Raw genomic sequence first — 25305 nt, forward strand, 5'->3', positions numbered from 1 at the left:
CTTTCCTCGTCCGGACTTCCACCGGCTAGTTGTGCCTAGCTTGGCCAGGCGCGCAAACAATGAAAAAGCCGCAATGCGGCATTTTCATCTAGACAGGCTATTCTAAACTAATTGGAACAATTGGTACAACCGATACAACGCTACAGCCGTCTCCGCTCTCGTCACCGCCGAGGCCGGATGCAATTGGCCGTTGTAGCCTTGGAAAATACCCGCTTCCAGCAAGCGCAGTACCGAGTTCTGTGCATATGCCGCGAGCTGAGAGGCATCGTGAAACTGCGACAAGCTCGCGGTCTCAGTCTTCTTCACCTTTAAGCTCGCAACAGACATTGCCTTATCGATCATCGTCATCAGTTCCTGACGTGACACATGAGCTTGCGGATCGAATCGGTTATCGCCTCTGCCAAAGACGATGCCCAGCGCGCGGGCAGTATGAACGGCTTCTTCGTAATAGACTCCGCCTGGCACGTCTGCGAAGCTTGCGGCTGATGGCTGCGCCGACAGATCGAGCAACCGCATGATCAGTATAATCGCGTCCGCCCGGGTAATCTCCCGTCCGGGTGCGAACGAATTCGCGCTTATCCCCTGAATGGCTCCTTTGGAAGCCAGCGTTTCGATCGCTTGACGGGCCCAATCGAACCGGACCAAGTCACCAAACGTCTTCGTAACGGAAACTACCGCATAGCGGCTGAAGTGGCGTGTTGTAAACATGATGGACTCCGATGCAGCATCATATCTGCCACTTACAATTGGTTGTATAGCGCCGTCATCCGCCAAATGCCATATCGTCAACCTCTCCAGATGCGCGCTTTCTACTTCGGAAGGCTGATAAGGAATCCGAATCATGACCGGACTGTGATCATTGCTCCACTCTACGGGCACGCCGTCAACCGATGCAGTCAGCTCAATAACCGGGCGGTTGCCTGCAAGTGCCTTCATCCCGGCGCTTGCGCCTGTCAGATCGCCCTCCCCGATCGTGATGATAATTTCTTTTGCACCCGCTCCCGCCTGCCGACTTGTAAATATATTGCCTGGCAGTATCAGTTGTCCGAACGGAGTGGACAACTCAATCCTCAACTTATCGTGTTTTGTCAAATAAGTTGCCGGAATACGCAGAACGCTCGACCGTACCCCCTCCTGGGGCTTGATCTCGAAATGAATCGTCCGATAGCCATCCGTATTGGGCGATGCGCCGGAAATCGCCTGTTCCAACTGTTCGGCGGTCAGCTCCAGCTGATTCTCCTTGTCTGTTGAAGGAAAGACGACCGCATCAGCACTTCCGTTACCTGATCCGTTAGATGGAATTGGATCCGTAACCGAAAGCGAAATATCCGTACTCAGGTCTTCGTATACTGCGCGAATCACGGTTACGCCTTTATTTACGCCAGTTATCTTGCCGTTATCATCAATGGTTGCAATCGAGGAATGATCGCTTGACCAGTTTAAATGTATGCCTGTCATCGGCTCGTTGTATTGATCGTAAATAGTTGCAGTAACCGTATGGCTTTGTCCCTTGTTTAGCGCCAATGATGAAATGGACGGTTCAATTAATGTAGGAATGAGCGGATCGTTGCCACCCGGCTCCGGAAGTAACTGGGTGACAACAACATTGTCGAAATATGCCTTCTGAAAATGGGTATACACCCCTAGCTTTCCGGCATGAAACGAACTGTCCGTCGCGGAAGCAAGAAGCTCCCCATTTACATAAGATTGCAACGAATTTCCGTTCACTTCAAAACGGAATGCATGATACGATTCTTCAGATAGTGCCGTCATCTCTGATGAAGATGCCAGAATCGTCTCCTCATTGTTCTCCAGCTTGACGATGTATACCTTTTTGTTGTCGTGCTTCATGGCGTAGTAATTTCCGTTGTCTACGAACCGGGCGAGCAGTCCAATTCTGCCATTCCATGTGTCAACTTTCACCTCGGCCTCCACGCTATAATTAGACCAGTTGTCGGATCCGACAAGTGACTTTACTCCCCCTTTGTCAGCACTTTCCGACATGTACACTTTAGTTTCCCCATCTGTGACGACAGAAAAGGTACCCCAGCCATGATTAACCGCCCAATCATTTGCATGCCCATCATCAAAGTTTTCAGACATTAGAACGCTGTTCGTCGTCCCAACCGCCTCATTGCTTGCATCCGATAGACGGTTTCCCGGATCGGATGCTTTGACTGTATACCGGTATGTCGTGCCGAGCGTCAGACCCGTATCCTTAAAATTCAGGACATCACCGTTAACCGTAGCGATTTCCTGTCCATTGCGATAAATTTTGTAACCGGAAACGCCCGTCTCGTCTGATGAAGCGTCCCAGGAAAGGGCAATTTCGTAGGAAGAGAGCGCAGTTGCCGTCAAGTTCATAGGAATCGTTGGCGCTGAATGGTCTTCAATGTCATTGTAGACCAGCTCAAAAGAAAAACCTTTGTCTGTATCGAGTTGGACAGTAATGTCGTTCCCCGTAACCGAAACGGGAATCTCCTGCAATCTGACCCCATTAAGTGCTAGCTTATAAGCTTTGTATGCCCCAGGTGTTCTTGTCGTCTTCAACTTAATATCTGCTGTGCCATACTTAGCAAGCGTCGGTAACGTTCCGCGATGATAATAGGTCTTACCGTCAACCGTTTCTTCATATTCACCCGTTGCTGCAGCGTCTGTTGTATAAATGATCAGCATTCTTTCACTCTCATCCAGCGGTTCGTTATCTAATGAGGCTGCAGATAAGGTTCCTTTAGGCATATTGGCAGACATCGTAACAGGCCCAAGTTCATAGCTGTTGTCATTTAACGTCCCTGCCGCGGCCACCACATAAGGAGTATTAATAAAATAGGTGTTCAAGTTTAGGTCAAAAAGGAGTTCTCCCGTATCGGAAACCAGCTTATTATTATTTAAGTCAGCTAGCATACTGGTTTTAAGACCGTCATCATCAATTGCATTAATAAATGTCTCCGCCACTTCCTTCAACGACATACTTTCCGTAATCGTAATCTTATTAGCAGCTGGAAGATCACCTCTTGCAATTTGCTCATCTGTAAGATCGGGCGTAATCTTATAGATGGCGTAAGGCTCGCCAGGCTTATCCGCGTAGACCGTTACCATCTTGAATAGATGCGGGATGTACATGCGATTCCTTTCGGGATACTCACTTTCTGTAGCGGAAGCATGGGTCTTCACATAGGTTTTATCTCTCACAATTACAAATTTAGCATCAGCAGGCGTGAGGTGGGCTTGTCGGAATACAAGTGTACCTTGGTACTCGGACATGGTTCCAAGCACATCAGTTAAAGTATCAAAGGAAGTAACTCCACCAAGCGGGGTTTCAATTATTGCCTCTCTGACCTGAGTCACATAATGAAACCGATTAAGCATATCCCATCCCTGGTAAGCACCAGCTGCTGCCGTCATCAAGCCAATGTCATCCCGGCCTTTGCTCGGAAACTCATGATTAAATTCTGTTAAGGCAAAAGGTTTGTTATGCAACTGTCCCAAGGAAAGACCTGGTATATAATTTTTGAAAATAAATGATCCATGCTGTGACACGTAATTCTCGCTTGATTCAGGTGCAAAGATCATACTGTAGCGGGGGTGTGTAAACGGATTGTATTCAAAAGAAGCACCTCTGCCGTCGACAAGACCGTTATAAAGATGCGTTTCATGAATATCGGCCAGTGTACGATAGTAATTCGCCAAAGAATCATTGATATAATTAATACCGCCAATCGGTGCCTTTACGCCAATCGTATCCTTGAGATACGACTTCATTTCACCATAGGTAGCAAACTGCTTCTCTGTGAAATATTCGGCAAGATCATCTTTAATTGTTGAAGGCGCTTCCCAAAAATTATTCGGAAACGTTGTAATTACCGGTTTTCCCTTACTGTCCAAGAAATTATTGAAATCAGCGATTACCCAAGCTTTAAAGTTCGGGTTGGAGTAATTGCCATTGAAAAGAATCACTTCGTTTATAGGAGACACGCCCATGAATTGAGGATCATCCTTCAAGGCAAGACCGGTATACGGATTTACATGATTAAAGAGCTGCTCGGCAAAAGACCGCCAGATCTCTTGTCCTTCTGGAAGCAGTGTAGCCAAGAACGAAGATGAGGTCGAGCCATATTCACTTTCACCCAGGCTAGGTATATTTCTGAAATCTGCAAAGGCCATGATGTCAATATCAATATAAACACCGCGTGACTTCAGCAATGCATTAAAATAATCAAAATTATCAAGCTTATTCGCATTCAAGGTTACTGTGGTAGAAGTGAGAGGATTCATAAGTCCCCGTGCCCACTCCTGATTTTGGTCTACGGACGAATAACGAATTACATTATAGCCCATCGCGGCAATCCGATCTGCCATGATGACCATTTCCTCTTTGGTTGGATCAACAGAATAGCTGCCATTCAGATTGCCCCCATAAAACTTTACTTTTCTACCGGGATCATTTTCAAAATAATAATCACCATCGGCATCAATTTTCACGAAACCATGCGTACCTGCCGGCTCAGGATTTAAAAAGGATAAATCCATGGCACTTCCCGGGGCAACAGCCATGGTTGTATCAATGGGACGCCAGTTGGTATTTGCTACAATGGGGGCTGCACTGACTGCTGGTTCATAGTATGTTGTGCCGAAAATTGGAAGTAACACAGCAGCAACCATGAGCTTTGCAAGCTTTGGCATCATCTTTTTTCTCATCTTTCATTCCTCCTGCTCTCGTTTAAGATCTCTTCCATACCTAATCCACCGGAAAACACTTGTCGGGTAAAGGGACTGGCACGGTGCCGATCTACCCGTTTCCAGTCCCTCCCCATACCTTTAAACAATCACTTGGAAAGGAATGCGTCGATCTGTTTCTGCAATTCTTCCTTAATCTTGTCCAGACCTGCAGCTTTCATCTGCTTCGCCAGCTCTGCTTGCCCCTTCTCCAAATCCTCCACAAGACCATACTCCAGCGGCACTGCGTAACGTTGCATAACATTACCGACGTTAGCGACTTCGTTCGTTACAGAAGTTTTATCGAATACGAATGTTTCCAGATCGAAGTGATAGACTTCTTCAGCCCATTTCTTCTCAATATCCTGAGCTTCCTGCGGGTATTCCTCATTAAATCGGGTCAGAGGCGAAACGAATCCCCAACTCGAGAATCCGCCAAAGTTCCCGCTTCTTTCGGCCGCTCTGAGCTTCGTATCGCCAACTGGTTCGAAGTGGGTGCCCGGAATTCCGTTCAGAATCAGATCATGAAGTTCTTGGTCGTTCTGTAACAGATCCATCACCATGAGCGCACGTTCCGGATTTTGGGATCGGGCATGAACAGCCATTCCGTTCTGGGTGGAGATCGCAGCGGTTTTCTTGCTATTCGGCGTCAAGTCGGCGAGTGCGATTTGGAACTCGGGTTTCTCACGGCGAACAACAGCCATGTCCCCTCCTAAAGCCGTCACATTTGAAACTCTTACCGCGGTTTTGCCTGCTTTAAAGTCATCCGCCACGTTAGGTTTGTCGGTTAACACATTTCTCGACCAAGCGCCGCTATCCGCCAGGTCCTTGTAGTATACAAGCATGTCCTTAAATTGCTGTGTTTCGTAAACATTGAAGATTTGGCCGCTCGGATCATCAATTTTATAGGCTAGGGGAAATTCCGAAAATATTTTCCAATTATTTTGCTGACGAAGAAATAAATTGTCAAATTCATGTGCAGTCAATGCAGCCTGATTGAACGGTACGATGCCTTTCTCATTTGCCGCAATCGCCTTCATATACGCAGCAAGCGACTCCATGCTGTCGATGGGAGCCAGATTATATTTCTGACGCAAGTCCTCGCGGTACATGATCAGCGTATTCATAAATTCCTTTTGGTTGTTATAAGGGATCATGTAGACTTTGCCGTTTACCCGCGCCTGATCCCACTTCACACTAGGCATCGCTTCCCAAGTCAGCGGAGCGTAAGTAGACAATAGCTCCTCTGTCAGTTCTAGGAAGCCGCCTTTCGCAGCCTGGCTGTCATAGTAAGCCCAATTCGCGGTATAAATCATGTCAAAATCCTCACCCGCCGCGAATTTCAACGGATATTTCTGAGTATAATCGGACCAGTCCAGGAATTCTGCTTCAAGCGTCGCATTCACTTTCTCTTTCAGCTTTTTATTAATTTCCTCGAACACCAGCTCATAGTCGACAGGTTTACCACCTATAAACACGGCTTTCAGCTTTACTTCTTCGGAAGTATCGATCTTCGATTCCGCGCCTGAGTCGGTTGCGGTCTCGCTGCTCGATATCGGACTGTTCTCGGGCGAACTCCCTTTGCTGCTACAGCCAGCGATCACCAAGCTGATGACCATCAAACACGTTAACACCAAATTCCAATAAGCTCTCTTTTTTGATTCCTTAATCATCTTGCACCCTCCTAAGATTGAATTCATATAATTGATAAATCAGGTTGCCCTGAAATTATCCCTTCACCGCACCAACCGTCAGGCCCTTCACAAAGTATTTCTGAATGAAGGGATAAGCGAACAGAATTGGACCGCAGGCCACGACCGTCATAGCCATCTTCAGGTTTTCTCCTGGAATGTCAACCGTTAAAATAGCGCCTGATTCCATCATTGCTTTGCGCACACCTTCCAGATTGCCAAGCAAACGGTAGAGATAATATTGGAGCGGCATTAAATTATCTTCGGAGATGTACAGCAATGCCATGTACCAGTCATTCCAATAACCGAGCGCAAGGAACAGGCCGATCGTAGCTAGCGCTGGTTTGGATAGCGGCAATATCAGACTTATGAAAATCCGAAAATCTCCTGCGCCGTCTATTTTGGCCGATTCGTTAATTTCATTGGGAATGCCGCTGATGAACGCCCTCATTACCAGAATATAGAACACATTCATCATCGTCGGCAGAATCAACACAGCGAGCGTATTCTTCAGATGCAGATAATTGACGATCAATAAGTACCACGGAACAAGACCCCCACTAAACAACGTTGTGAAGAAAAAGTAGAAGGCGAAGTGGTTCCGCCACTTGAAGTCTTTGCGGCTCAACGCGTACGCTGTCATCGCGGTCAAGATCAACCCGGCACTCGTTCCGAGAACAGTTACTGTAATCGTTACGCCATAAGCCCTGAGCATTTCCTCCGGATACTCGAAGATCATTCGATAAGCTTCCAGCGAGAATACTTGAGGGATCAATGAGTATCCGTTCATTAGGATCTCATTCTCGTCGGTCAGCGAGGATGACAGGACGAATATGAACGGTATGACGCACAAGATAGCCAGGCAAGTAATCAAGATATAACCAATGGTAGCCAGCAGGATACGATCTTTCTGTATGCCCCTGTGCAAGACTTTATTTCTCACTCCACTCTCCCCCTCTAGAATAATGCGCGATCCTTATCGTATTTGCGAACGGCATAATTGGCGAACAGAATCGTCACAAAGCACAGAATCGATTGATAGACCCCCGCCGCTGCCGACATTCCGATCTCATTTGTATTCATAAGCGCACGGAATACATACGTATCAATGACATCTGTTGCCGAGAACAAGACGCCATTGTTGCCAATCAAATTGTAGAACATGCCGAAGTCTCCTCGGAACATGTTGCCGATCGCTAAGAGCACCAGTATCGTTACTGTAGGGTACAAGCTTGGAATCGTGATCTTCCATATTCGTTGGAATACGTTCGCCCCGTCAATTTCAGCTGCTTCGTACATCTCTGTGTCTATGCTGGTAATCGCAGCAAGGTACATAACCGTACCATATCCGAGATACTTCCAGGTATTAAAGAACAACAGAATATAAGGCCAATAGATAGGTGTGTTATAAATATCGATTGGCGCTACGCCGAACATACCCAATATGTTGTTCAGCGTGCCGACATCGTAGCTAAGCAAATTGTAGGCAATCGCGCCAACGATGACCCAAGAGATGAAATAGGGCAAGAACAAAGCCGATTGCATGATTTTACGGAACCACTTGCCTCCCACCTCGAACAATAGGACCGCCGTCAAAATCTGAAATGAGGTGCCAACTACAATGAAGCCCAAATTGTACAATCCCGTGTTGCGCGTTACTCGCCAGGCATCGCCTGATTCGAAGAAAAAGGTAAAGTTATCGAAGCCTACCCATGGACTTCCGAATACGCCGCCCATGTAATCGAATCTCGAAAATGCAATGATAATTCCGAGCATAGGGATGTAGGAAAATAGTAAAAACAACACCGTACTTGGCGTCAGCATCAAAAGTAGGGAGCGATGCCTTTTGAAATCCTTTAGAAAGGAGCTCCTTCTTTTCGTCATGATTCTCTCCTTCTCCCTTTCTAATATATGTATAAATTTTCGGGTCACGATCCTTCTCAGTAGCTTCAATTCCTACTGAGTGATTCACCAGTGATCCTTTGCACTTTTGCTCCCTCGCTTTCTAATGAAAGTACCTTCCCATAGAAGAGAAGGCCCGTTCTTGATACTCTTAATTATAGGCAGCAGGGAGCGCTTGGCGTAATTAAGCAAAACAACTAAAAGTAATACGAATTCCACGATAGTATGCTAAATCTTTTTATTTTTGCGGTACTCTCCCGGAGTCATCCCCATCGCTTGCTTGAATTGCCGATTGAAATAGATGACATTCTTGTAGCCGATACGCTCTGCAATTTCGTATACTTTATGATAGGGATCGTCTAACAGCCGGCAAGCGCGGCGCATGCGAACTTCATTCAGGTAATCGCTGAAAGCCATATTGGTCTCCAACTTGAATAAGTGGCCTAAGTAATTTGGAGTAAAACCGAAGTGAGAGGCCGTCCCTTTTAGTGTCACTTTGTTTTCCAGATAAGTTTCCACATAACTCATAATGTCCAAGATCAGCTTGCGATCTTGATTCTCACGCTTGGCGAACAACAGTTCGGACAATTCAAATAAACGCCTTCTCAGCCACGACATCGTATCCTGAATCGTATCAAATTTGAATAATATCATAGGGTTATGGGATTCCCAGTTCAGAAGCTCGTAAAGATTCTCGTCCATTCGTTGCAGATCGCCGTGCAGCTTGGAGGTCATTCGCAGAATCAGATCATAAGCTTCGCTTCTGCGGAGCGGCATCCCCTCCTGATGGAAGAGACTGTTCAAACAATCGTCAATTCGCACAAGATCGTATTGAAGCATCGCGTGCAGCATCTCGTCGATAAGCGGTTCGGTCGCGAGAGAAGTCTGCGGAATGGAGTTTCTGGAAGGAATATCGCGGATCACTTTGTTCTTCCCGAGCATCCACTTGATGTCGAGAGCCGTCTCCGCTTGCAGGTACGAGGCCTGCAGCTCGTCCATAGTATACGCATGCGCCCCTATCCCGATTGTGATCGTGAAGGGGAAGGATTGATTAAATATCCGCACCAAATCTTGCAACTGATCGTAGCAAGACTCCCTGCTGGCGAACGAGATGAGCGTGAATCGATGGTCGCTGCCGGTCAACAAGACGCCTTGGTCCGAATCGTCAACCTGATTCTTGACGAATGCCTCGACATCGCGGACCATTCTCCTCCGAAGCTCCGGCGAAAGGTCTTCCGTATGCCGTTCGAGATCATCCGCTTCAATCATCGCGATCGATACGCCACGATGCAAGTGCCGCTCAAGAAGTTCGCCCGCTTGCTCGTTCGAGCCCTCTGCGTACATTCCTCTTAGCCACCGGTGCAGTCGCTCCCTCTGAACTATCGATAATGCTTCGAAAGCAGCATATTGATTGCTTCGCTCGCGCCTTACCTTCTCGAATAAACCTTCGATCGTCTCTGCCAATTCATCGTCGTCTACGGGCTTAAGCAAATAGTTGTAAGCATGGAGTCTGATCGCGTCTTTGGCATAAGCAAAGTCGTCATGCCCGCTTATGAACACGATATGAACATCCGGGTTAAAGGCCTTAGCTCTATTGGCAAATTCCATACCGGACATAATCGGCATGCGAATGTCGGTCAGGATCACGTCGATATGCTCGGATTTCCATCATTTTAAGCGCATCGAATCCGCTTCTTACCGCTCCGGCAATCCTTAATGAATTATAATTTCCGCCTGCTACCCTTACGCGCAGCCATTCCAGATCAATCGCTTCGTCATCAACGAGCAGCACTGTAATCTCCATATTTCTCCCCTCCTGCATCGCTCATCTCGTAACGATCCTCTGCTCCTCCCTCTTCGTTCTCCGAACGAAGAGGGAGGAGCAGCCTCACGGTCGTACCGCCTCCGTAGATGCTGTGAATGGTGACGCCGAATTCGTTTCCGTATTTGAGCTTGATGCGTTCTTCGACGTTTTTGAGACCATATGCGTTGGATTGAGCAGCACTGTTGCGTACCTGCTCCAATCGTTCCTTCTTCATCCCGATTCCTGTGTCGATCACCTTTATTTCGAGCTTCCCTTCGAAGGCTGCCGCCGTAATGCGAATCGCAATCGTTTGTCCGAACCAGGCATGTTTGAAGCAATTTTCGACAAAGGGTTGAACGATTAATTTGATAACCTTCATCTCTTTCAGCGTCGGCTCCATCTCGATATAAACCTGAAAGGCATCATCGTATTTGACTTTCTGAATGGCCAGGTAAGCTTTCACTTGTTCAAGCTCCTTCCCGAGGGGAATAAGCACTTGTCCTCCATTCAATGTGAGCCTGTAAAAAGACGACAGCCGCTTAACCATCTCCGTCACCTGGTTCGTCTTGCCCAGGTTGCTCAAGCTGCTGATTGTCGAAAGCGTATTGTAAAGAAAATGGGGATTGATTTGGGCTTGCAACGCTGCCAGCTCCGCTTGTTTCTTCAGCATGCCTTGCCTGTATACATCTTTGATTAATGTCTGAATGCTCGAAGCCAAGACGTTAAAAGAAAGGGAAATGATCACGAATTCGTCATTACCCCTTACGTCTATTCTTCGGCTCAGGTCGCCGTCTTGAATCGCGCGAGCTTGGGAAACGATGCGTTTCATCCTGCTTCTCGATAATTCGGCGACGGCGAAACCGACGGCTCCCATCGCTACGAAACAGGCTGCGCATATCCATCCGATGATCCATTGCAGCCGGCTCGCATCTTGATTAAGATAGCTGTACGGGACCTGAATCTCGATCGTGTATGGCGTATTTCCCACATCTTCGCGCAAATCCAACAAGGCAGTCTTATCTCCGGACAAGGGACGAAGGCTATTCCCGTCCAGTCCGAACAGCGATTGCCCGCTAGTCCGGTCAAAGAAATACATTTGCATGCCGCTATCTCCCGAATATGCGGATACGTTGCCAAGGAGACTGTTTATTCCGACAGTGAATTGAATGTATCCGATGACGGTCTTGTAATCAGAATAAGAGACGAGCTTGCGGAAGTGCGAGATGTTGTTTAACTCTCGGTCCGAACCAACTTGCAGCCAAAGATTGTCCTCGTTGGCAGCCTCGAGGGAACGAAACCACTCCTCATTCTGCAATGCCGAGAACTGCAGCAGGAAATATTTGCTGTCGGTAATCGGTTCGGAGAAAGAACCCCCGCCAATCTCTCCCAAATCCTCATTTTTGGCATATAACAGCAACCTGACTGGACTACCGGACATTTTAAGCGGAGCAGCCAGCTGGGGCATGATTTCGTCAAGCATGTTGTGATACATGCTGAGTCTGTCTCCCTGTTTCTGCAGAGATCTCTGGAAAGAAACGCTGCCGAAAAGTTGGTCGGACATACGCTGAATTTCGGCCATTCTATAATCGACATTGTTTTTGGTCTGTTCAAGCGCAGCGCGAATACCCGTTACCACTACTTCCGTACGCGACTTTACTAACATAAAATACGAGACGTAACCAATGGTGATGTTCATAATCAGTACGAGCAGCAGATAAGGAATCATCATTTTATATGTGAAAGGGATATAAGTTCTCCAACCGAAAATTCGCATGGCTCGACACTCCTACAGTTCATGTTTCGTCAACTCGCGAAACCGCTTTCCATCTATGGAATGAAAAGATCTTTCACTAATCGATTCCAGAATAAAGAAATTACAAGCTGACGTTCATGATGTTATTGACGATATCATTCATAGTATAGTTGAAAATGACTTTCAATTAAACATAGATCAACAACGAAACTTAATACATAATCAACGAATGGAAGTGTAAATGCGGAAACGTCAATGACCCGGCACTTGCACGGTACCGGGTCGAAATTAAACATATGGAACGAAATAACGCTCTGCGCGACGGCGCCGCATGCGGTTTTTTAATTCTCGATCGAACGACAAAAACTAAATCGTCATCACTCACTGAGTAAGCATGGCCTCATGGATCGCCAACCGGAGTAAGCTCCAGGGGAGACGGGTCGAACATATCACCCATCAGATCGATCATGTTGGCTCCGGCTTTTACGGCCATGATTTGCTCGTCGACCAATTGTTGATCGCTTTTGTCCCCCGAATGACTGTTGCGATAATTCATCGTAAATATAGGCAGATCGCAAGCATAATTGAAAATCACCGTAAAGACTCCTCGGTCATATACTCTGCATCCAATTTCTCCAAATGAATCATAAATCCGTTTGTTCCCCCAAGAATCGCATTGCGTATCGTACAGATCGTATCATTGGGATTACTGTCGGTCATGGAAGTTACCAGCATTGGAAACTTTTGTTGAGAGAATAATAGACATCGACGCACATCCTTTTTTTCTTACATAGTAACTGTTATCAAATCTTCAAACCATATCAAAACCTATACTTTTTTATCAAAAGTGATATTATTCATCGAATTGGATTAAACCTAACCTGGACAAATAAACACCGATTTTCCCACTCAATCGGAAAATCGGTGTTTATGGTTATACTGCCGAACCAAGTCTATTAATAGTTCCATAGCTCTTTTTTATTTACTGCTAGTATCAGCAATCACAATTTGCTCACATACTGCTCAGTCCCTATAACCAAGTGCTATCCTGATGCTTATTTCCAGTGGGGAATAATCCGAGGGGTCCGCTCTGCGAAGGTTCATTTTTTCTTTAAGAGGCGTCGTCCTATTGCACATGAACCTCGGTATGCCCGAATGGTTCGGAGAGGGCGCATGATACAGGAAAGGATGGCACAATATTACATCTCCCGGCGAACCCGTCGTCTCTACGACCCTAAGCTGGAACCCGTCGCTGTCTTCGTACACCTGATTCATGAACTTCTCGATCCGCTTGTCTGATTGGCTCATACTGGAAGACATCAACTCCGACAGCCAAGGGTGGCTGCGACTGAGAAGCCTGCCTGCCTCCCCCAGCTCCAAACCTTCCGGATGTCTTTCCAGAAATTTGGCAACAACCTTATGCGAGCCTTCTGCAATGACAGTGCCACCGCCCTGCGGTCCGATCTCGGAAAACAAACACAAACACAGAAGCCCTTGTTCCGGGCTATCGATAAAATGACGAAAATGGATGCCGTCCCAGTGCCAGCCTTTTACAGGAACATCCCAAGGTCGGTCGGCATCCAGCGCAAAGTTGACCGGCCACCACCCGAAGCTGGATTGATGCTCCGTCTCCCCGTACACGCTGCGATCCACCCATCTCCCCTTACCGATGATGTCTTCGATAGCATCCGCAAGCTTTCGGGAATTGCAACGCTGAAATTCCGGTGTGGAATACGCCTCGTTCAGCCGAATCATTGGCTCCATCCAAGTTGAAGGGTCGTTTTGCCTGGCCTGGCTGCGTTCCTCCAACTTGCGCCACAAGAACTGCTGTACCTCTAGAGCTGCCTCTTTCGGATAAGCTTCCTCCACCTGCACCCAGCCTCGCTCCATAAATTGTTCCACTTGAGCTGGTGTCAACACTTTGAGAGCCAACATCATCAACTCCTCTATTAATAAAAGTATAAAATCCACGGTTCAACATATAAGCACCGGCGGCCGTATCATCCAACCAGTCCTGTTCTCTCGACGCTCTCTACGAAATAGCGCTGAACAAAAATGTATAAGACGATAAGAGGGAGGATGGCTAGCAACACGCCCGAGTCCACTAGCATAGACGCATAAAACGGATCAAGTTGTCCAGAAGTGTGGCCGGTCTGGCTAGAAAGATACAAGCCGACATTAGGAGCCAGAGAGGACAGCTGTGTAGACATCACCTTGGACTCGACCAAATATAACGAAGTATAGTAACTGTCGTTCCATTGCCATACAAAAGAGAAAAGCATGACGGTCACAATAGAGGGTATCGCGTTGGGAACCATAATTTTGAGAAACGTCTGATATATGCTAGCGCCGTCTACCAATGCCGCCTCTTCGATCTCAACGGGTAGACCCCTGAAAAATTGACGAAAAATATAAATATATAATCCGGTCTTTAATCCGCTTGCAGTAATCGACGTCAAAATAAAGGGCCAATAGGTATCAATCAGGTTTATGCCGCTTCCAAGCACAATATGCATAAAACCAAATACATCAAAATCTTTGAAATTCAGATATGTCGGGACCATTACCGTCTGTGGAGGCACGACAATCGTAAAGATCACGCAGGCAAACAGAATTTCTCTCCCTTTGAATTTCAACCTGGCGAACCCAAACCCCGCCAGCAAGCAGGCTACCGTCTGAAAGATCATAATGGCACCGGATAACGTCAACGTATCTAGTAAGGTCTGAAAATAGTTCATAACCTCGTATGAAATCCGGAAATTGTCCAGCGTCCATGTCTGTGGAATCCATACAACCGTTGGGTTGTAAATATCGGCGCGATCTTTTAAGGCAGTGGAGATTCTCCGCAAGATCGGATAGAGAATGACAAAAGATATGCCCAGAATAAGTACGGTCCGTACGATCCACCACAGCAGTCTTTTTTGCCTCTCCACATTGATTAACTTGACCGCGCTCCGGCTAACATATAGCGTTTCCAGACGAATCTTGCCGGAAGTGGCGTCCTTCATTCGGTTCCCTCCCTAATTGTTATAAAAGACTTTTCTGGACACCAATGTGGCAACCAGTACGAGGATAACGCTAATAATTGTGAAATAAATCCAGGACATCGCTGAGCTTAAACCGAAGTTCATCGCTTTGAAAGCCGTATCGGTAATAATCTGAGTCGTCTTATTGTTCGTAAACGAATCAATCACGGTGTATATGACATTGGTTAGGATCAACGGGCTCACCATCGGAAAAGTGATTTTCCAAAACGCCTCGTATGCGGTCGCACCCTCAATCTTGGAAGCTTCATACAGCGATGGAGAAATCGACTGCAATCCGGCAAGGAAGATGAGTGTCTGGATACCCGCAGCCGAGATGATCTCGTAGATTCGATCGACCGCTCCCGTCAAGTAACCGACAATCGTTTCGCTTATACCCGACTGTAGCAATAGCCGACTAAGTTCAAAGCTCTTTAGACCCGTTAATCCCCCACTTTCCGTGCCACCCTTCGTGAGCGAGGACATTAATTGCATCGTGAAGCTGTTATAATCAATATTTGCGATGACGCCCGACGCCAAAATAACCGGAAGGAAAAAAATCGTCCGTGCCAAAAAGCGCCCTCTAAACTTCTGGTTAAGCAAAGTGGCTGAGAACAGGCTGAAAAACAAGATCAGCGGTACATTCACAAGCATGTCGGTTACAGCTTCGGCAAGAAGCCGGTTGAAAGTGGCATGGACAAAAAAAGCATTATGATAATTTTTGAACCCCTGCCAGGAAAGCTTGAATCCGTCGTTGCTCACTTCCAGAACGCTGAAGCTGTATCGAAGCGATTCCAGAAGCGGTACAGCGAAAAACAATACAAAACCGATAAACCATGGAGCGACGAACATCAGTCCGGCAATCCCCTTTTTTTGTTCAATCGTCAGCTTTTTCAAGCTCATCGTCACTCACCGCCTACTTGATAACTTTCCGCTTCAATTGTCATGCCGTCGACAGTTACAGCTTGACTGCCATAATTAACGCTAATGGCGGTTCCATCCTCGTATGTCGTGCGGAATACCCCGTCTCCGAGTCTCTCGTGACCGGTAATTCTGAGCGCACGAACATTTTGGAGCACGCGGTTTACTTCTCCATACATATCGCGCGCATCATCCATCCATAGCCGATAATTCGTGGAGTATAGGCGGTCGAATTCCGTCTCCTTCACTTCGGACTGATCCCGGTAGATCCATTGGAAGTACAAAGAGGATCCAGTCTCTAATGCCTTCAGCAAGTGGATTCGAGGATTCTGGTCCTCGCCTACGTTTACCGGCTCCCCTGCATAATCAGAGTATCCATGCATCACGATCTGCAAGAAGGGTACACTTTCATCCGTCAAGTTAAATCCACTGTCGGTCATAGGTATGTTCACTATGTTGTCTGCATAAGGAAGCGCAAACGCATGCCCGCCGGATATAAGCATATCCGTAGAACGGTCGGAAAGTTTCTTGATTTGCTCCTCTACAATCGCTGCTGCTTGTTGCCGGTCAATGAACCGATTGTTCCGGAAATCCGAACTCAGCTCATCTCCCAGATCTCGTAACGATAAGCCTTCTATTGGATAGGATTCATAGCCGTTAGCGAACTCCTCGACATAATCAGGCAACTTATGCGGAGACAGCACATATGCAGAAGAAAGGTCAGAGTCTTTCAGGAACGAAGCCGGATTATATGAATACAGCTTAGCGGGTTTTCTGGAGATTTCTCGCGCAGCGTCGCGCGACGCCTTGAAATCCGTGGAAACTCGATAAACCCGTTGAAAAGATACGTCTGGATAAAGCGAAATCCCGTTATTCTCCGCAAACTTCGCCAAATTGCGAAGCCCCTTCTCTCCGCCTAGCTTTTTATCAGGCTCGATGCTCGTCGGGACCTTATGAAGGATGCCCCCGTTAAACCAGCCGGTATATCGGAGCTTGATGTTGTCAATACCTTTCATTTGCAGCTCTTGCAGTATCGTTTGCGCTTCGCTGAATGTCGTTAGCGGTTCCAGAGCCTGATATGGGATTCCCAGTAACGATTTTTGCTTCGGGATAGAGCCGATAAGCTCCAGAAAGAAAGGGACATCCCCTTGTCCGTCAATCTGTTTGAGCCCTTTATTTCGAATCAGGTATGTCTGGTAGTACCTGGCCATGCCGGCATAATTGGCTTCGCTGCCCTTCAGAAACCCATACCGAATCGACAGATTCCCCTGATTCATTCTGGATTGGAAAACAGGAATATCCTGTTCCTTCCACCCACCGCTCAGAGTAACTTCATCCTTGGAGATCGTGGTGAACACTCCATTAACTGTATTATAAGAATGGAGACGTCCAGCAATATCAGCCTCTATACTTGCTACAGCATCACCCTGTTCGATAATGGCTATAAACGAACGATCGTTCCGCTTCATTCCGAAGACAGGCAGTCGGATCGCTTCCGCCAGTTGCACGCTTTCCTTCAAATTAGTAGAAAGGTTCCTGCCATATACCGGAGCTGAATAAGTCTCTTGGGCAAGCTTGCCATTATTCAGATAGATCAAGCTGCCTGAGCCGTCAGGAACGAACAGATATCCCTGATCGCTCTGATCTGCAGCGCCAAAATATTCAAGCACCGATAATTTATGAAGTTGAAAGGTTTCGGGTTGTCGAATCTCCTCGGTGGCAACTGTGACGAGGAGATTGTCTCCGTCAAGTCGGTATTCTAACGGCACGGTGAATGCGACCTTCTCGCTTGCTTCATCGGAAGACACACCGTTTTCCTGGTTGTCAAATGCCAGATCTTCCGTCGTATAACCGGCTTTGTCCAACAACTCAATCACTTTCAACAATGCAAAACCCGTCATAGCAGCATCCCAGCGTTCATACACGTCTTGATCTTCTACATATTTAAACCTTTTCGTGATCTGACGCTGGTCGCTCGAGTCGAGCTTGCTTAAGATTTTCGTTTCGAATCGCTCCTTGCTGATACGGCTAGGAATCGATTCCAGTCCCTTAGAAGAGTCGCCGAACGTATAGACAATTTTCACGCCATCCTTCAACCGTTCCACTTCAAATTGCTTGTTCTGGATGCTGTCCGAATAATTGTTGAAATTGAAGACTTGTCCCGCGCTGTTGTAGTAGGTTAAAGTGATCTGCGCTCCTAGCTTGGCTTTGTTAAAAGCGGATGCCAACTTATCTTCGCTCCGATTGGCGGGGTTGGAGTACCAGACACTGCCATCACGTTTATCTCTTATCGCGATTTCGGTCGTGTCCGGATGGAAGTACAGCATTAAATATTCATTCTCCACCAGAGCTTCCATGCCGGGAAGATTCCAGTCCGGGGGCATGGATTGGACCTCGGAAACCGTTGACGCTTCCAGCACGCTCTTGTACACCTTCTGACTTGTTGTCTCTATATCCGCCGCAGCGGAACGCTCTCCTTCTCCTCCCCGAATGAAAGCGAGAATAAGCGCCGTGCACACAATCAGAGCCATCCCGAAGATTACAGGTCTCCTTCTGAGCATTACAAGTCGCACCTCCTTCCTCTTTACACTCTGAATTGAAGTTCTCTAGTGATGGTATAGACGAACGCAATGACTTGCTGGGCAAGACTGAAGAAGAGAAGCCCCAGGAAGATGATGATGCCCATGGCAACAAGGGTCAAGCCCATAGTGACCAACGTTTTTCTGACCGAATATTGATGGATCGTCATCGTCCCAATGAATAGCAGCCATAGAAACCAGATCTTCGCCAACATGTTAAAGAAGTGGTAGAACGCACTTTCCTCGAGCGTCATATAATTGCTGAGCCAGGTCATCGGGAAATAGATGATGACCATAGGAAGAAGCGAGTACGCCGTTGCCATTACAATTTCCGTGAACTTCCCTTCCCCGTCCATCAGCGTTGTGACCGACCAATTGGAGACGCACCACAGAACAAACGGGAGTACGATAAACTGCAGCTCATCCATCGAATTTAATTCACGCGGATTGTTGAAATTAACGACAAATCCCGCGTACTGTCGCTGAAGGATAGCCGCTAACATAAGAAGAATCAGAATGACGACTGCTGTTTTCATTCGTCCCTTATTCTCGAATTTCAAATCCGAGAATCCTGCGAAGGGATGGACCAGCGTATACAATGGATGCTTAATGACCTCTTTCAGCATGCATCCCTTCCCTCCTTCTGCGAGCACTACGTATTATGAATTTGTAGACAAAGAAGCCAGCCGTTATCAGCACGAGCACCGTCATCCCTGTACCGAACTGCTCTTTCATGACTTCCTTGCGATATCGCTGGAACGCTTTGGAATAATATTTCCGACTCATTCCTAGCTTGAAGTACTCCATCGCTTCTTTGTTTTTCTCTTGGCGAAGAAGTGCTTTGCCAATACCAATGTAGGCGATCTCATAATTGGCGTTGAGTCGGAGCACTTGCCTCCATTGCTCGGCGGAAGCTATCTCGTCTCCCTCACTATGAAGTTTCACCGCCTCGTTAACTGTACGACCGAACTGCGTCGGCTCGAACACGGTCAACTGATTCGCACCCTTGTCGAGCACCATCAGTCGGTCGCCCGATATCTCGATCGCCGTCGGAATTTTGAATGTCCCTCGCTGCACTCCTATCTGGCCGGTAATATACAACAACTTGCCGTCTTCATCATAAGTGAAGATACGTCCCCGATTCGAATCCAGCGCATGATACATGCCATGAAACCCAACTTTGATGTCTGTCATGATGGAGGGCCCCTTCTTGTTTCCCGTAAATGCGAATTCGAGATCACCCCGCGGGTTGTCATAGCCTTCTCGTCTGAGCACGTCAACACCGGTAGGGTTCAATCTCTTGATCGGGGTTCTGGAATTGGCATCAGCATTAGTCGCATAGATAAAGCCGTCCTGATCCATATCCATATTGGTGAATTCCGTCGGAACGAACAAGGCCATCTTCTCTCTTTGCGCTTTCGTAGAGACCGACTTCCAGAAGTAATCGGCAGGATTAAACCGCACACGGTTTGTTCCCATGAAGTTTTCGAACTTGCCTTCCGGGGAAAACGCAATAAGTCCGTCGAAGACGTCTTTGCCGATTACATAAATTCTATTCGCTTTGTCAAGAGCCACCTTGCGCGGGAAGAAAGGAAAACCTTCACGGATGACATCGTTCTCGGGCGTCGTAATCTCTCTGACATACTGTCCATCGTTCGTCAATTCGATGACTCGTCGATTGTCAGTATCGGCTACGTAAATGTCGCCATTGTCCGCCACGGTAATTCCTTGCGGATTGTTAAGACGCTCCACTTGCCCCTCTTTCTTAAAATCGACGATTTCCTTGATTAAGCGCCAATTCTGATCCAAAATGACAATTCTTCCATTGCCCGAATCCAGCAAATAGATACGGCCATCGGACGCTGTGTAGATGTCTTCCGGATTTTTGAAATCCCCGATCCCCAGGCTCTTGCCGTCTATGATGCGGGAAGGCAAGTAGGCAACCGGCGAAGGGACTGTCTTCCCCCAATACGAATAGTTGTATTCGGGATAGGGTGCCTCGGCTTGAGCGAGAGAAACCTGAAACTGACCGAGGAACGTGACGACAAGCAGCAGCAGAAATATCTTTTTGAGCTTCATCTGTCCCCCCTCCTCAATCTTTCATGCCTGAACTGGCCATCGTCTGAATAATTTTTGTCTGGGAAACGACGAACAACCCTATCGGCACAATCATCAACATCAAGCCTACAGCCGCTCCTACGCCTGCCCTGGCAATACCGCCCATGATGATCTGCCCAAGAGCGTAGTGCATCGTCTTTAACTGCTCGCTATAGATGAAATTGCCTCCGTCCGTCCCCCATAGGGTCTGGAACAGCAGAATGGTCAGCGTTAGCCAGGCAGGCTTAACCAGAGGCATGATAATCTGCCAGTAGATGCGATATTCGCTGGCTCCGTCGATCTTGGCTGCTTCCAGAAGAGCGTCCGGAATTTGTTCGATAAATTGTTTCATCAGATAAAGCCCTAACGGATACGCAAAGGCCGGAATGATCACAGCCCAATATGTATCGATCCAACCGAGCCAAGACATCGTCATATAGTTCGGCACTGCTGTTACCTGCGAAGAGAACATTAAGGACAACACAATCATCGTGAAGATGACTACGGAGCCTGGAAACCTATGCTTCGCCAGCGGATAAGCTGCGGCAGACGCCAGAATAACGTGTCCGATCGTCCCTGCAAGTGTAATGAACACTGTGTTAAATATATATCTGGAAAACGGCACCCACGAATTGGCCATCAGATTAAATAAATCCGAAAAATTGTCCATAGTCGGATTTCTTACGAAATATCTTGGCGGAAAGAGGAACAGCTCGTCCAGCGGCTTAAAGGCATTGTTGATTGTATAAATGAGCGGGACGACCATAAAAGCCCCAAAGAAGGCCAACAGTATAAAAAGCGAGAGATCACCATACCAGGAACGGTTTAGCCGTTTCTCCCGCCTCAAGGATATAGCCGTTCTCAATTTTATTCACCGACTTTCCTCAACAGCTTTTGCGTAATAAGATTGGAGCCGAGCATAATGAAGAACAAAACTGTCGCAATCGACGAAGCGTAGCCCATCTCGAAGCGGATGGAGCCGTAATCCATCAAGTGGGTCACGATAGTATGTGCGGAATAGTCGACGCTAGGGAAACCGGCGAGGCTCACGGCAACATCGGCCACAGCAAACGAAGCTGTAATCTGAATAACAGCGCCAAACAGCAGTTGCGGCCTCATCGAAGGAAGCGTAATATACCACAGCTCTTGCCAGCGGTTGCGCACTCCATCGACGGCTCCCGCTTCGAACAATGTCCGGTCGATGCTCTGCAGCCCAGCGATAAACGCCAGGAAGCTCGTGCCCAGACTAAGCCACAGTTGCACGATCATGATGATCGTCAGTGTATACTCCGGATCTTGCAGCCACTGGATCGGCTCCAGAATGATGCCGGTTTTCATCAAAAAACCGTTGGCATATCCATAGCTGTCCCCGGAGAAGATGATCTGCCAGATGAAGTAGATGTTGCCAGAGATCGACGGGGCGTAAAAGACCAAAGTCATTACGGCCCGCGTCTTCGGAGACAACTCGTTGATTAGCCAGGCGAACACAAAACAGGCGATATAGCTGATCGGACCGGTAATGGCCGCAAACAGAAACGTATTTTTGATGGCAATGAGAAATACATCGTCGCTCAGCAGCAGCCTGGCATAGTTCTGCCACCCGATCCAGGTAGGAAACTCCAGCAAATTAAAATGCGTAAACGATAACATGAAGGACAGAACAACAGGCAGTACCGTAAAAAAAACAAACAACAATAAGTAAGGTGCAAGCATGATATACGAATGCTTGTATCGCTTGAGAAGCTCCAACTTATTTCTAAGCCGCGACTGACTTCCCTTTAAAGGGGTTAGACTGTTCTCGAGCTCTGAGCCTGGAAGATCGGAGCGATCCGTTGGTTTGATTGCACTCTCAGCAGGCGGCACTATGACCTTATCCCCCTATCATTCGGAAAGCTTGAACTCTTTCCTCTTCAATGTAATTTCGTCATTTATTAACCGAACATAATCATACAGAGTCTCTCTGGCGTTGGCGTTATCGTTCACAACCTTACGGAAAGCATTGTCCAGGTGGCGTCCGGTAAAATAACCTCCGGGTACTTCCGGAATTCCGCGCACCCATTGCCATTGCCTTTCTAATTGATTGTAATCCTTGACCGGCCACGGCAGCTTTTTCATTGCTTCTATATTGGCGGTTGGATAACGGGCGGCAGCACCCATTAAACCTTCCATTTCCCGACCAAACCTCGCCTGCGTCTCATCATCGGTCCACCACTTCATGAATTCCCAGGAGGCATCCTTGTTCTTGGCAGCCTTCAGCATGATGACCGCTGAACCGCCGCTCGCTACATCCCGGCGAATTGTCCCGTCCTCCTCCAGCGTTCCTGGCACTGGTACGAAGTCCCATAGGCCGCGGATTTCCGGAGCCGACACCGTTAAGTGGTTATAGAACGTGTAGTCTGCGATTCCGATCGGCATCTCGCCTGTTCGGAAACGGTTCGCGAAATCGAAAGTTAACGGAAACTTGTAGTTGGTGTAAAATTCAACCCATCTTTTAAATGCTTTCATGGCAATCTCGGAATCAAGATCGCTTGCCGTGCCTCCGTTTTGATAGATCTGACCGTCCGCCTGATACAAAAACAAGGAATAGGTTTGCAGACCAAGCGGCAGCGCAAATTCCATATGATGTTTCTGCAACACCGGAATCATGTCGTATACCTCATCCCACGTGTCCGGCACACTTAAGCCCAATTCCTCCATAATATCTTTCCTGTAAAAGAGCATGCTAAACGTTTGCTGCTCAGGAAGCGCATACACGCCTCCGTTGTACTGATAAGGCACGATTGCGCTTTCTCGGAATCTACTCGCGACCTGCGTATAATCCTGGAATCTGGTCAGATCGACGGCAGCATTGCGCATCGCAAAATTAACGGGCGTTTCATTGCCGATCTGCATGGCGACATCCGGTCCTTGTTTGGCAAGCGTAGCCGGAAGCAGCACTCCCATATCGACAAGCTTCAAGTTCACATTTATATTCGTCTTCGGGGTGAAAGTATCGTCAATCATCGCTTTCAAAGTTTGCGCCTGATCGCGTCCCGCTCCGATCCACACCGTCACCGATTGATCTTCGTCGGTTACGTTGCCAATGCTGTTATAATCCTCGATGAAGGAATATGAGAACGCTCCAGCCTCGTGAAGCAGCTTGTCGGCGAAGCTCGCTTCCGATTTCGGCAGAGGTACTCCTGGCGGCGAGACGATCAAATAATCGATTTCCAACGGCTGCTCCCTCGCCGTCAGAATCCATGTGCCGAGACTTCCAACATTCGTCTTGTATTGATCCAACCTTTTTGCCACTGTCTCCGGCCGTTCCGCCAGATCCGCCAACTGGTACGCCAGCGTGTTCAGAATGGCTGCTTGATCGCTTTTACCGCCAGTCACTTTCTCCAGAGCCGCGGATACGGCATACAGATTGTTGCTTTCCCGCTCGAACACCTCAATCATAGTCGGAATTTGTTTGTCGAGTTGGTAATCTCTGAATGGATCGGGAACCGTGCCGGTCAGCATCAGAATTTTGCGGTACATCCCATTCAACTGCAATACGATGTTTTCGACTTTGCGAAGCAGCAGCGCAATCTCACCAAGCGCAACCTCCAGCTTAAGCTCATGACTGCCTTTGGATAAATAGATTAAATACGGTTCATCGTCTCCGAGCACTTTCATCTGCCAATCCCCGTCATAGGAGAATGGGATATTCGCCGCTTCCCGGAATGGCACTTGCCCGTCAATCGTTAATTTGCGTGTGGAAAATAATCCTCTCAGCATGTTCTGGCGGTGCTTGAATGCCAATTGATATAAACCGTCTTGGGGAACGTCCACGTTCCAGGCAATCCATTGCCCAGGCTGGCGCCAGTTAATTCCACCGATCGTATTGATGCGAATTTTGGAAATATGCGATGGCTCTGTCAGCGGGCTTGCCCGATCCGAGATCGGATACAGCGTCGGCGAAGATTTGCTTGCTGCATTCTCGCCCTGAATCTTGATCAACTCGCCTTCAGCCGGCATATACCCCTTCTCGACATACTCCTTCTGCAAGTCGGTATACATTGGCACATCCTTACCCTGATGCAAAACAAGATAATCGATGACCATAGGTTCTCTCGTCGAGGTCAGCGATATCGTTTGGGTACCCTTGGTAAAATAAAATAGGTATGGCTGTACAAAGTAGCCGTCCATATCGCGAAAATCCGCCGTCAGCCATTCCGGGGCCTCCAACTGGCGCGGTCGTAGATCGTTGCCACGGTTGTCTCGCTCAATCTGCTGTTGTTCGTTGGTCCATCTTCTCGGAAAAACAAGCGTGGCCGCTTCTTTAAACGGCAGCTCTCCATTGATCCGAAATTCCCTTTCGATCGAAGAGCTTTTCCCTTCAATCGGAAAATACCGGATTTCAATCTGATAGCTGCCCGTTTCTGGAATATCGACCAGCCATTCGATCGTCCCCTCTTCAGCCGTTCGTACAGCTTTTCCTTCGGAGCCCTTGTATCCCTCCATAATTTCTGCACGCATGCCTTCGACCTTGCTGAATTTTTCCGCCTCTACTTTAACGATCAGGTCAAGATTGGCCGCGTTTTCGAACTTGGCGGCATATTGCTCATAACCGTTTTCCTTCATTATCGTGCCATTGTCCGCCGAATCCAGACCGAGTTCCGCACTGATTATCGCTGCGGAACGATCGCTTGAACGCGGGGATAACCCGCCCGCCAAAGCCCAATAAGCAATTGCGGCGCAGACAACCGCTATAACAAGTCGTTTGGATAAAATCCGCATCATGGTTTCACCCTTCCCGCCGCTCTTCTTTGATGAGAGCACTTTCCGCCCTTTTATG

The 25305-nt window shown here is 47.7% G+C and carries 17 protein-coding genes; all 17 read right to left on the reverse strand.

Features of this window, described 5'->3' with window-relative positions; translation table 11 throughout:
* Positions 1-102: 102 nt before the first annotated feature.
* The gene (locus tag B1748_RS04890) at positions 103-4698 is read right to left on the reverse strand and encodes an S-layer homology domain-containing protein (protein ID WP_087566726.1); all 4596 of its coding nucleotides are present in this window, start codon (positions 4696-4698) and stop codon (positions 103-105) included.
* A gap of 128 nt (positions 4699-4826) precedes the next feature.
* Positions 4827-6389: an ABC transporter substrate-binding protein gene (locus B1748_RS04895; protein ID WP_087566727.1), complete on the reverse strand. Its 1563-nt coding sequence runs from the start codon at positions 6387-6389 to the stop codon at positions 4827-4829.
* Between the two features lie 55 nt (positions 6390-6444).
* Entirely contained in the window at positions 6445-7350 is a 906-nt protein-coding gene (locus tag B1748_RS04900; RefSeq protein WP_256975526.1) for a carbohydrate ABC transporter permease, read from the reverse strand.
* A 14-nt stretch (positions 7351-7364) separates the two neighbouring features.
* Positions 7365-8291: an ABC transporter permease gene (locus B1748_RS04905; RefSeq protein ID WP_087566729.1), complete on the reverse strand. Its 927-nt coding sequence runs from the start codon at positions 8289-8291 to the stop codon at positions 7365-7367.
* A gap of 246 nt (positions 8292-8537) precedes the next feature.
* A complete protein-coding gene (locus B1748_RS04910; RefSeq protein WP_306299315.1) occupies positions 8538-9935 on the reverse strand; it encodes a helix-turn-helix domain-containing protein in 1398 nt (465 codons plus the stop codon).
* Positions 9901-10113 carry a hypothetical protein gene (locus B1748_RS37350; protein WP_256975527.1) on the reverse strand — a complete coding sequence of 71 codons (213 nt, stop codon included), beginning with the start codon at positions 10111-10113 and terminating at the stop codon, positions 9901-9903. The genes B1748_RS04910 and B1748_RS37350 overlap by 35 nt, the downstream gene beginning before the upstream one ends.
* A complete protein-coding gene (locus B1748_RS04915) occupies positions 10088-11887 on the reverse strand; it encodes a sensor histidine kinase (protein ID WP_087566730.1) in 1800 nt (599 codons plus the stop codon). The genes B1748_RS37350 and B1748_RS04915 overlap by 26 nt, the downstream gene beginning before the upstream one ends.
* A 379-nt stretch (positions 11888-12266) precedes the next feature.
* Positions 12267-12461 (reverse strand): hypothetical protein, encoded by a 195-nt coding sequence (locus B1748_RS04920; protein ID WP_087566731.1) that lies wholly within the window; start codon positions 12459-12461, stop codon positions 12267-12269.
* 428 nt (positions 12462-12889) lie between these two features.
* Complete coding sequence (locus tag B1748_RS04925) at positions 12890-13801, reverse strand: phytanoyl-CoA dioxygenase family protein (protein ID WP_087566732.1); 912 nt, start codon at positions 13799-13801, stop codon at positions 12890-12892.
* A gap of 65 nt (positions 13802-13866) precedes the next feature.
* Positions 13867-14874: a carbohydrate ABC transporter permease gene (locus tag B1748_RS04930; protein ID WP_087566733.1), complete on the reverse strand. Its 1008-nt coding sequence runs from the start codon at positions 14872-14874 to the stop codon at positions 13867-13869.
* Between the two features lie 12 nt (positions 14875-14886).
* Positions 14887-15792: a carbohydrate ABC transporter permease gene (locus B1748_RS04935; RefSeq protein WP_087566734.1), complete on the reverse strand. Its 906-nt coding sequence runs from the start codon at positions 15790-15792 to the stop codon at positions 14887-14889.
* A 2-nt stretch (positions 15793-15794) separates the two neighbouring features.
* The gene (locus tag B1748_RS04940) at positions 15795-18371 is read right to left on the reverse strand and encodes a DUF5696 domain-containing protein (RefSeq protein WP_087566735.1); all 2577 of its coding nucleotides are present in this window, start codon (positions 18369-18371) and stop codon (positions 15795-15797) included.
* Positions 18372-18394: 23 nt separating this feature from the next.
* Entirely contained in the window at positions 18395-19015 is a 621-nt protein-coding gene (locus B1748_RS04945; RefSeq protein WP_087566736.1) for a Yip1 family protein, read from the reverse strand.
* Positions 18996-20468, reverse strand: a complete 1473-nt coding sequence (locus tag B1748_RS04950) for an NHL repeat-containing protein (RefSeq protein WP_087566737.1) — start codon at positions 20466-20468, stop codon at positions 18996-18998. Before B1748_RS04950 ends, B1748_RS04945 begins: the two co-directional genes overlap by 20 nt.
* A 13-nt stretch (positions 20469-20481) precedes the next feature.
* On the reverse strand, positions 20482-21351 hold the full coding sequence (locus B1748_RS04955; protein ID WP_256975529.1) for a carbohydrate ABC transporter permease: 870 nt from the start codon (positions 21349-21351) through the stop codon (positions 20482-20484).
* A gap of 2 nt (positions 21352-21353) precedes the next feature.
* Positions 21354-22235 carry a carbohydrate ABC transporter permease gene (locus tag B1748_RS04960; RefSeq protein WP_256975544.1) on the reverse strand — a complete coding sequence of 294 codons (882 nt, stop codon included), beginning with the start codon at positions 22233-22235 and terminating at the stop codon, positions 21354-21356.
* A gap of 132 nt (positions 22236-22367) precedes the next feature.
* Entirely contained in the window at positions 22368-25250 is a 2883-nt protein-coding gene (locus B1748_RS04965; RefSeq protein ID WP_087566739.1) for an extracellular solute-binding protein, read from the reverse strand.
* Positions 25251-25305: the final 55 nt, after the last annotated feature.

The sequence above is a fragment of the Paenibacillus sp. MY03 genome, from assembly GCF_002165585.1.
GTDB classification, from domain to species: Bacteria; Bacillota; Bacilli; order Paenibacillales; family Paenibacillaceae; genus Pristimantibacillus; species Pristimantibacillus agaridevorans.